This is a genomic window from Cohnella suwonensis (assembly GCF_042655365.1).
GTDB classification, from domain to species: Bacteria; Bacillota; Bacilli; order Paenibacillales; family Paenibacillaceae; genus Cohnella; species Cohnella suwonensis.
This window is the reverse complement of record NZ_JBHSMH010000082.1, coordinates 56,415-65,294: the sequence shown is the minus strand read 5'-3', so window position 1 is coordinate 65,294 and position 8,880 is coordinate 56,415. Positions and strand designations below refer to the sequence as shown.

The following is an 8,880-nucleotide window of genomic DNA, read 5'->3' as shown; positions in this document are numbered from 1 at the left end:
GGAAAGGAACGTGAATCCATTGGCGAACGAAATTAAACAATCCGTGAACGGGGTTGCATCATTGGGAGCGAACACGCTGGAGGGTGTTCGAGTTCAACTCTATAGCCGGACTCTACGAGAAGAGGAACTGATCGGAGAGGCCGTGACGGACGAGTGCGGCCGTTACTATATTGCCTACGACCTGGATTCGGCGAAGAAGAACGGCAGAAAGACGATCGACCTGTTCGTCCGCGCCGAACATCCGGACAAGGAAGTTCAGCCTTTCGTCTCCAAAGTCGTCTACCGGGCCAAGTTGCGTGAGCCGATTAACATTCCCCTCTATACGGCGGATTCGACGGATACGGAGTGGGATCGGCTCGAATCTGCCCTTGCACCGATCTTGAACGGTTTGGACCCGGCAGCGATTTCGGACGAGGAAGCCGAATACCTCTCCGGTACGAACGGAATCCCGATTCATCACGTGCAGAATTGGATAGCCGCGAGTCGTTTGCGCCAAGAAAACGGTTCCTTGTCAGCTTCGGCATACTACGGCCTTCTGAGAGGCGGAATGCCGAATGCGTTGGAACGATTGGCGATAATGCCTGCTGCCGAGTGGGAGCAAGCTCTCGACAACGCCGTGCGTTACAAGCAGATCCCGCCGATCGACGAACGGGAACGGAACGAATCTCTTCTCCGCTTAGCGGGGACCGGCGAAAGTTTGCGCCAGAAGAATGCCTTGCGCCGGGAGAAGGGGCATGCGGAAACGGCAGAGGAGAAGGAGGAAGTCCATCCGAATCTGCTTTTGGCCCGGTCCATTGCCGTGCAGCCGGATATCTCGCCGGCGTGGTTAACAGGCAGCGGCGAACGCTTAAGTGCCATCAAGGCGGACGAATCCACGGAACGTTCAAACGATGCCTTTGAGGAACGGCTGCGCAGGGAGAAAAACATGTTTCCCGAGTTGAACCTGGACCGTGCCATGGAAGAAGCCCGCATGACCGGTCAATTCCGTAATCCGATTCGAGAAAGGCTCGCTCGATTCCTCGAAGAGTCTGCCGATTTCGATTTGGGTTCTACCGTCGTGGACAAGTACGTCCAATCGGAGAAGACAGGATTGACAGAAGAAGAGGGCATGACATCCGCGCTCGCCTCCCGACTCAAGGCGTTGCAGCGGGTATACCAAATCAGCCCCCGCTACGAGCATATGAGCGGATTAATGGAGGGTGGGCTGGATTCCGCACTCAGCGTCGTCAGCCTGAGCGAAGAGGCTTTCGTCGACCAGTACGGATCATCGCTCGGAGGCGAGGAAGAAGCGAAGCAAATTTACGCGCAAGCCGAACAGGTCCATGCGACGGCTACCCATTTGTATACGTCGACCTACCAGGCGATGTACGACGTGACGCCCGCCGCCCTAGGCGGATCTATGCTGAGCGAGCAGCTTCGAAAAGAGCTTCCCGATTGGGCGGCGCTGTTCGGGCGGATCGACATGTGCGATTGCGCGGAATGCCGGTCGGTGTACAGCGCGGCCGCTTACTATGTCGACCTTTTGCAATATTTGAACCCGAAGACGCTGCCCGGCGGCATGGCGGAGCGGCCGATCGACGTGCTGCGTCGTCACCGGCCGGATCTTGAACATTTACAGCTGACTTGCGAGAACACGAATACCGTCATTCCTTATATCGATTTGGTGAACGAAGTGTTGGAAAGTTACATAGCCCGGGGCGTCCCAACGGTGAACAACACGGCTCCGGACAGCTTGTCCGAGGATTTGAACGTAAGCCGCGAGTACAGCGCTTCGTTCCCGGAAGACATTTCGAACGATGCCTCGACCGCCGTCAAACAGGCCGTATTTCCGTTCTCGCTGCCGTATGACCGCCCCTTGCAGTCGACGCGGGCGTATTTGGAACATATGGGAACGAGCTTGCACGAGTTGGTGTCAACATTCCCGGACAACCATCCCGACTATGCCCTCGCAGGCGACTATCTAGGGTTGTCTTCTCTGGACCGCAACATCTGGATGGGACGCCTGGAGCGGGGATTGTGGGAATTTTTCGGCTATCCGTCCGATACGGTGTCGGAGCAAGGGTTGCTAGGTTCCTATTATCCGAACCCGAATTTGACCGGTTCGCCCGTCCTGATCCGCGTCGATCCTCAACTGTATTTCGATTGGGATGAAGGATCGAACGTGCCGACGCTGCCTGCGAAGTTCAGCGTTCGCTGGACTGGGTGGCTCGTGCCGAAGAAGACCCAACCGATGAAGCTCAGCTTCGATGGAACGAGCGGAGGATACCGCTTCTGGTTCAACGGGCAATTGCTCTTCGACTATTGGGGCGTAACGAATCCGCCGGTAGGGCAGTCGCAGCAAATCCAGATGGTGGCGGGCCAGGCTTATGAGATTAAGCTGGAATACCGCTGCGGAGGAAGCACCGGCGAATGGGTCCATCTAAGCTGGAGCGAGAACGAATTCCATTCCGAACACATTCCGGCCGATCAGTTGCGCTGCAACATGCCATGGAGCCAGCATGTAGGAAAGATACCGGAATTCCTTCGGCGTGCGGACATTACTTACGATGAACTGCTCGAGTTATTGGAAACCCGGTATATCAATCCGAACCCCGCGGCCCCAAATGTCGTGATCGCGGCGCAATCAGACCCGTGCGATCTCGAAACGACATGGCTGCAAAATCTTTCGTTCGATAACTTCGCGCCTTTGCGGGATATCCACCGGTTCTTGAGATTGCGGCGGAAAATCGGAGGGACGATTCGGGAATTGGATAAGACGTTGTCCGCGCTCGGCCGGGAACGGGAGTCGTTCTTGGTCAAGCTGGCCGATTTGAAACGCGTGCATCGGGAGTTAGGAGAGAGCAGCGTATCCTTGACGGAGCTGCTTGCCCTATGGAATACGCTGGATACCCAAGGATACGACTCCTTATATCTGAAGCTGTTCCAGAATAAAGCGCTTATGAATCCGCCAGACCCCGATTTCGGGCTGTTAAGCGGAGGAAAAGAAATCCGGGGGCATCTGCTGCCGCTTGCCTCGAAGAGGACCCAACTGCTTGCCGTGCTGCGGTGGAAAGAGAACGATCTTCAAGCCGTGCTCGAAGAAACCGGTCTGTCCGGCGCGAACGCGATGTTGACATTGGCGAATTTATCGACCCTGTACCGGTATTCCTTGCTGAGCCGGCTGCTCTCCCTATCGGTGCCCGAATGCTTGGTGCTGTTACGGCTGACGGACGGAACGCCTTTCCGTTCGCCTTCGGACACATTGAAGTTTATCGAACTGCGAAATGTAATCGAGGAGGCCGGTTTCCGCATCGGCGAGCTCAGCTATTTATTCCGGAACGAGGAGCTTCCGAACCTGCCGCTTGATCCGACCGATACCCAGATCGCGAAGATGGCTCAAATTTTACGGGATGGGTTTGGGCGGATCGAGTCGGCGTCCGCGGAGGATAATGGCGGATCGACGGTGGACGCGCTCAAAAGGATTTTCGTCATCCAGACGCTGGCCGAGACGCTGGAATGTACGGAAACGGCTATCGCCAAGCTTATCGAAAACATCTTGCGCTCGTCCCGATCGGAAACGCCGAACGCGTTCGCGATGGACGACTTCTTGTCCAGCCAAGCTTCCGTCATTTCAGCATCTTATCGCAAGCTGCACAAAGCCGCTTACATCGTCCGGAGCCTGGAGATCGAACCGGAGGAAATGGTCTATTTTCACGATAACCGGACGGAGTTCCAAGGACTCGACTTCAATCAGCTCCCCGCCTTGGAAGAACCTCAAGGGGAAGAAGTCCGCTCTTTGTTCCGGCAATGGAGATTGCTCACGCAATACCGGTATGCCCGGGATCTTCTTCTTCCCGGCGGCCCCGGCTTATTGACCCTATTTCGGGAAGCGAAAAGGCAGGGCGCGACGCTGGAGAGCGTTACCATTCAGCTGTCGAATTTGACCGGCTGGGATCGCGCGGATTTGCTTGTCCTGTTCGGACCTGAAGGCTGGAAGCTTACACCTGCCCATTTTGTTAACCCTGCGAAATTCCCGGCCATCCACACCGCCGTCCGGCTCTCGGAGCGACTCAGGGTGCCCGCGGTCAAGTGGGTTTCCTGGACGAAGGATCTCCCGGATGCCGCGCTCGCTTTCGAAGTGAAAAACGCGGCGAAATCCCGCCACAGCGAGCAGTCCTGGCGTTTAAACGCGGTCGGCATCGAGAACCGGCTTCGCGAGCAGTGGAGGGAAGCATTGGTCGATTGCGTGCTTCATTATCCGGCAATCAAAGCGAACGGTATCACGAACGGGAATCAATTGTTCGAATACTTCCTGATCGACGTCGAGATGAATGCCGACATGAAGACGTCCAGGATCAAACAAGCCATTTCTTCGGTCCAACTGTTCGTGCAGCGCTGTTTGCTGAATTTGGAGCCCGGTGTGCCTCCGAAAGCGATAGACGCCAAGCAATGGGAATGGTTGAAAAATTACCGCACTTGGGAAGCGAACCGCAAAATCTTCCTGTATCCTGAAAACTGGGTGGAGCCGGAGCTGCGCGATGACAAGACCCCGATTTTCGTCGATTTGGAGAACGAAATCCTCCAGAAAGAGATCAACGACGAGAACGTCAGGCAGTCGTTTGGCTATTATTTAGAACAGATGGACGAATTCGCGAGATTAGATATCCGCGCGCTGTACCGCAACGGCGATGAGGTTCACGTATTCGCCCGCACCTTCTCCGTACCGTACGTGTATTACCACCGGACGAAAAAGCTGGGGAAATGGACGGCTTGGAAAAAAATCGACGCGGACATCCAAGGCGACCATCTTATTCCGTTCATGTTCAACGCGAGCATGTATTTGTTCTGGGCGATCATGGAAAAGACGGCCGACCAGAAGGACAATCGGCCGACGAGCGAGCAGCCCGGCTCCTCTCAGGAACGCTTCGTCATGAAGCTGGGATGGACGGAATACCGAAACAACCGATGGACGGGCAAGCGGGTTTCGGATCAAGGATTGTTCCTTCAATGGCTCTACCCGACCGACGACCTGGAGCAATCGAAGCTGAATTACTTCTTAACCCCGAAGTTGTTAAGTGACGGCCAAAACCTGGCGTTTGATGTGCATAGAGATTTCCGGGCGATTTCCACTTTCAAATATACCGCGGAAACTTATGGCCGCTTCTTTTTCAACGATACGCGCAAAAGCACGACGATATTGCCCCGGTTAGGCATCGAAAGAATCGAAGGTTACGCACCCCAGGATACGGATATGTCCGGCATGTTCCTTGGGGGGGCTGAGGACATGGTCTTTTCGATCCTGCATGTCAAGGGAGAGAATGGGATCTACGATCCCGTCCGAATCATGGATCAGGCGCAAGGACCGTTCCGCCTCTTGGCGCCGCTCGATCTGTGGGGAAACTTCGCGTTTTACGACAACCGCAAAGCGTTGGTTTATGTGCATCAGGATTATTACCGGACTTATTACGTGGAACAGTCAGGCAATTTGCACAGCCCGGGCGTGCGATACGAATCCCTCTTCCATCCGTTGTCCCGTTCGTTCGTCCGGGCCTGCAACGAGGGGGGGGTGGAAGGCCTTCTCTCGCTCGGAACGCAGCGGATGACGAACGAGACGCAGTATCCGCCAATCTTCACCCGGACTTATGAGCCTACATCAAGCGTCCATGGTACGCCGCCGCTCGAAAATGTCGATTTCAGTTATCAGGGAGCATATGGCATCTACAACTGGGAGCTGTTCTTCCATGTGCCCATGCTGCTCGCCGATCGCTTGACCAAGGAACGGCGCTACGAGGAAGCGATGAAATGGTACCACTATGTTTTCAATCCGACGATCGATTCCGATGAGCCGTCGCCGAGGCGGTATTGGCGTTTCTTGCCGTTTAACGAGAATACGGAGGAGAACCGGATCTGGAAGCTGCTCACGATACTCGCCGATCCGAACGGGGATCCGAACGTCAAGCAGGAGCTGCAAAACCAAATCGCCGAATGGCGGTCCAATCCGTTCGAACCGCACCGTATCGCGAGGATGCGGATCAGCAGCTATCAGAAGTCGGTCGTCATGAAGTACATCGACACACTGATTGCCTGGGGGGATGATCTGTTCGCCCGGGACACGATGGAGTCCATTAACGAAGCGACGCAATTGTACGTCATGGCGGCCAACCTGCTTGGACCCCGTCCGGAGCACATTCCGGAACTGACGAAGTCGGCCGCCAAATCCTACGCTCAGCTGCGCCAGGCCGGATTGGACGATTTTTCGAACGCTCTCGTCGATGTCCAAAACCGGTTCCCATACATCAAAGTCCAGCCGGCTGTCGGATCTAACGGATCTCCGATCGGATCCGGCGTCGGAAGATCGCTGTATTTCGGCATCCCGAAGAACGACAAGCTGTTGCGTTACTGGGATACGGTGGAAGACCGGCTGATGAAGATCCGCAGCGGTTTGAATCTCGAAGGGATCGCTCGAAAGCTGTCCCTGTTCGAAACGCCGATCGATCCGGCATCCGCCATACGCTCGACGAGCGCGGGCGCGGGAGCCGGGTCAGTGCTGGCAGATCTGTCTCAGCCGCTCGGCTACTATCGGTTCGCCGCGGTGCTGCCGAAGGCGCTGGAGCTGTGCGGCGAAGCGAAAGCGCTCGGGGCCGCGCTCCTGTCCGCCCTGGAGAAGAAGGATGCGGAGGAACTGGGCAGCCTGCGCGCCCGGCATGAGACGTCGTTGCACCGGCTCATCCGGCAAGTGAAAACGAACCAGATCGAAGAAGCGAAGAAAGCTTTGGAAGGATTGCAAAAATCGCGGTCTGTCGTAGAGTACAGGCACAATCATTACAAGACCCTTGGCGCGGGCAACATGAATCTTTTCGAAACGGCCCAGTTGATCGGAATGGGCGGATCCGTATTGCTTCAAGGAATCGCAGAGGTATCCGCGCTGACTTCGACCGCCGGCCATGCGGCACCGGACATGACCGTTGGAGTAGAGGGATGGGCCAGTACGCCTGTCGCAACCACCCATTTCGGGGGCTCGAACGTCGGCCGCGCTTCGGATTCTTTCGGCCGCGCGATGAACACGCTGGCTTCAATTCTGGGGACTACTGCTTCCATGAGCGGTATCGTGGGCGGCTACAAGCGGAGATCGGAAGAGTGGAAGCTGCAGGAAGAATCCGCCTCCAAGGAGCTTGCGCAAATCGACGCGCAAATCGCCGGAGCGGAAATCAGGCTGTCGACCGCCGAACGCGAGCTTTTCAATCAAGACAAGCAAATCGAGCACGCGGAAGAGGTGGAACGGTTCCTTCGGGAGAAATTCACGAACCGCGAGCTGTACCAGTGGATGGCGACCCAATTGACGACGCTGTTCTTCCAAACGTACCAGTTGGCCTACAATACGGCCAAACGAGCGGAAATGGCCTACCGGTTCGAACGGGGGATCACGGATTCCGGGTTCATCAAGTTCGGCTGGGACAGCCTGAAGAAGGGGCTGCTTGCCGGGGAACGCTTGCATTTGGACCTGAAGCGCCTCGAGATGGCGTACCACGACCAGAATTCGCGCGACTACGAATTGACGAAGTCCGTCTCGCTCGTCCAGCTCGATCCGATCGCGCTGATCGCCCTGAAGGAGACGGGAGCCTGTACGATCGCGATGCCGGAGGAACTGTTCGACATGGATCATCCCGGCCAGTACATGAGGCGGATCAAATCGGTCAACGTCTCGATCCCTTGCGTAACGGGACCGCATACCGGCGTGCAAGGCCGCCTGACGCTGATGTCCAGCCGGATCCGCGCGAACAATAGCGCATCGGATCCTTACAAGCGGCAGCCGGACGATCCGCGGTTCCTGCACGATTTCTCGGCCGTCCAGTCGATCGCCTTCAGCCATGCCCAGAACGATGCCGGCCTGTTCGAGCTGTCGTTCCGGGACGAACGCTATCTTCCGTTCGAAGGTGCCGGCGCCGTTTCCGAATGGAGGCTGGAACTGCCCCGGGAAACGAATGCGTTCGACTTCGATTCGATTTCCGACATCATTCTGAGGATCAGCTATACGGCCCGGGAAGGCGGAGATGAGCTTCGGACCGCGGCGTTTGCGAGCGCCGTGCTGGATGAAGCGGCAGAGCAGGGGGCAAGCGGATCGCCGGTGCGCAAACTTCCCGCACAACCTAACCTCCAGAGGTTGTTCAGCGTCCGCCACGAATTCTCATCGGAGTGGCACCGGTTCTTGCATCCGGGGCCATCCGAGACGGCACAATCGCTTCCGCTGAAGCTGGAAGCCGTCCGCTTCCCGTATCGGTATCGTGGAAGGGAACTGACGGTCCATCGGGTCAAAGGCTATTTGAAGCTGAAGGAAGGAACCGCGTATCCCGGCAACGGTTCGCCTCTCTTGCTGACGTTAATCACCCCGAATGCAGGATCGGAAATGTCGGCTCCCCTGCTTTCGAACGACTCCGTCCTTCACGGAATGCCGATCGCGGAATACGAAGTCTCCGCCCAAGGCAAAGGGTTTGGCGAGTGGATGCTGAAAGCGAGCGAAGCCGCGATCGCCGCCCTGCCGGCCGCGTTGAAAGTCACGGTAGACGGCCATACCCGCCTGAATGGCGGCGTGATCGAGGATTTGCTGGTCTTGTGCGATTATTCGATCGATTAAAGGGAAAACGGCACACCGCAAAATACAGCGGCAGTGCCGTTTTCTTTATTAATCCAAAGAAAGTTCAAATGAAGAGCAACCGTGGATTTCGATGCTTTCAGCTTCACGGTTTGCCAAAGGTGAGAGCTTAGAAGTCGGAAAACAGTCGACCAAAAACGAAAAACGGTTGAGCAAGAAGTGACCTCTGCTCAACCGTTTTTCAATTGCGTCAGACAAATGTTCTAGTCAGGAAGCTATCTCTCAAGCGAAATTCAGAATCACGGAAAGCC

At 56.2% G+C, this 8,880-nt stretch carries 1 protein-coding gene; it reads left to right on the top strand.

Annotated features, from left to right (window positions below; translation table 11 throughout):
• The first annotated feature begins 19 nt into the window (after positions 1–19).
• The gene (locus tag ACFPPD_RS19925) at positions 20–8,611 is read left to right on the top strand and encodes a Tc toxin subunit A-related protein (RefSeq protein WP_209748162.1); all 8,592 of its coding nucleotides are present in this window, start codon (positions 20–22) and stop codon (positions 8,609–8,611) included.
• Positions 8,612–8,880: the final 269 nt, after the last annotated feature.